The organism is Micromonospora sp. NPDC049799 (assembly GCF_040656655.1).
Taxonomy (GTDB): domain Bacteria; phylum Actinomycetota; class Actinomycetes; order Mycobacteriales; family Micromonosporaceae; genus Micromonospora.
Window position 1 is genome coordinate 1 of sequence record NZ_JBFAMU010000719.1, and the last position, 1,990, is coordinate 1,990.

2 protein-coding genes are annotated in these 1,990 nt (G+C 75.1%); one reads left to right on the plus strand and one right to left on the minus strand.

Features of this window, described 5'->3' with window-relative positions; all coding sequences use genetic code 11:
• Positions 1-531 (plus strand): class I SAM-dependent methyltransferase (locus AB0I76_RS28695; RefSeq protein ID WP_357041907.1); only part of this gene is annotated, 531 nt, incomplete at its 5' end.
• 37 nt (positions 532-568) lie between these two features.
• Here AB0I76_RS28695 and AB0I76_RS28700 read toward each other — a convergent pair.
• The coding region (locus AB0I76_RS28700) for a multicopper oxidase family protein (protein WP_357041910.1) at positions 569-1,990 on the minus strand (1,422 nt) is incomplete at its 5' end.

The window sequence follows — 1,990 nt, forward strand, 5'->3', positions numbered from 1 at the left end:
CCGGAACCGGCGACCCGGGCGGTGGTCGCCCGGTGCGGCGGCCCGACCCTGGACGTCGGCTGCGGGCCCGGTCGGCTCACCCTCGCGCTGGCCCGCGCCGGGCACGCGGCGGTCGGTGTCGACGTCTCCCCGTACGCGGTGAACCTGACCCGGTCCCGCGGAGTGGTCGCTCTCCGGCGGGACGTCTTCGCGTCCCTGCCCGCCGAGGGCCGGTGGGCGCACGTGCTGCTGATGGACGGCAACATCGGCATCGGCGGTGACCCGGCGGCGCTGCTCGCCCGGTGTCGGGAGCTGATCCGGCCCGACGGGAGCGTCCTGGTGGAACTCGAAGCACCCGGGCCGGGCCTGTGGTGCGGGCAGGCCCGCCTGGTGTCCCGCCGTGCCGACGGCGAGCTGAGCCGGGGCTCGGCGTTCCGGTGGGCGCGGCTGGACACGCGGGCGGTGCACGGCGTGGCGGTGTCGGTGGGCCTAGGCGTCCGGGCCGTCTTCGGCGCGGGTCGGCGCTGGTTCGGGGAACTCGTCGCCCGCTGACCACCGGTCAGCCCGGTGGTCGTGGCCGCCCCGGCGGTCAGGCCCGGTACGCCAGCGTGGTCATCATGCCGGTCTCGGCGTGGTACGCGTTGTGGCAGTGGGTCATCCAGCGACCGGGGTTGTCCGCGTCGAAGTCCACCGTGACCGTCCGGTCCGGCACCACGACGACGGTGTCCTTGCGGACGCCGCCGCCGGCCACCGCGAACGTGTGCCCGTGCAGGTGCATCGGGTGGAACATGTCGGTGCCGTTGACGAACTGCAGTCGCACCCGCTCGCCCCACTGCACGGTCAACGGCTCGGCCTCGTCGAACGTCGCCCCGTTGATCGTCCAGCGGTACGGCATCATCGACCCGCCCAGCTCCAGTCGGTGCACCCGGTCCGGCCGCCGGTCGGCCAGGGCCACCTCGTCGGCCGCCCGCAGGGTGCCGGTGTCGAGCACCGCGCGGTCCAGCTCCGTCGGCCGCACGGTGGACGGTGGCCGCTCGCCCCCGCCCGTACGCACCACCGCCAGTCCCTGACCGGGCTTGCCCTCGGCGGCGGCGACCAGCGGGAACACGCCGTCGCCCAGCGTCACCACCACGTCGACCCGCTCACCCATGCCCAGCAGCAGGGCGTCCGTGTCGACCGGCACGACCGGGAAGCCGTCGGTGTGTGTGACGGTCAGCCGGTGCCCGCCGAGCGCCACCCGGTAGGCGGTGTCCGAGCCCGCGTTGACGATCCGCAGCCGGACCCGCTCGCCGGGCCGGGCCCGGAAGGTTCGCGGCGCCGACGGGACGCGACCGTTCACGACGTGGTACGGGTGCGCGACGTCCCCGGCGCCGCCGAGCAGCGGCGACGTCAGCATCTCCATGCCGCCGGTGTCGCCGGGTCCGCCGTCCATGCCGCCGTGGCCGCCGTGGTCCATACCACCGTGGTCCATGCCGGGCATGCCGCCGTCGTCCATGCCGGGCATGCCGCCCCGGTGACCCATCGTGGTGAGGGCGGCGAGCACGTCGTCCGGGGTACGGCCGGTGCCGTCGACCCAGTCGTCGAGCACCAGGACCCACTCGTGGTCGTACCGGCCCGGCTCGTGCGGGTCGTCCACGATCAGCACGCCGTAGAGCGCCCGGTCGAGCTGCACCCCGGTGTGCGGGTGGTAGAAGTAGGTCCCCGGATCGGGGGCGGTGAACACGTAGTCGTACCGGCCACCGGGCTGGATCGGCGGTTGGGTCAGGCCGGGCACCCCGTCCATGTCGTTGCGCAGGGCGACGCCGTGCCAGTGCACGCTGGTGTGGACCGGCAGGTCGTTGCGTACCTCGATCCGGAGCCGGTCACCGGCCCGGACGCGCAGCAGCGGGCCGGGGGCGTCCTCGGCGTATCCCCAGGTGGAGACCGTGGGCCCGCCCAGGTCGAGCGTCACCGGCCGGGGCCGCAGCCGTGCGGTGACGGTGGTCGCGCCGGGGTGCCGGCGGGCCGCCTC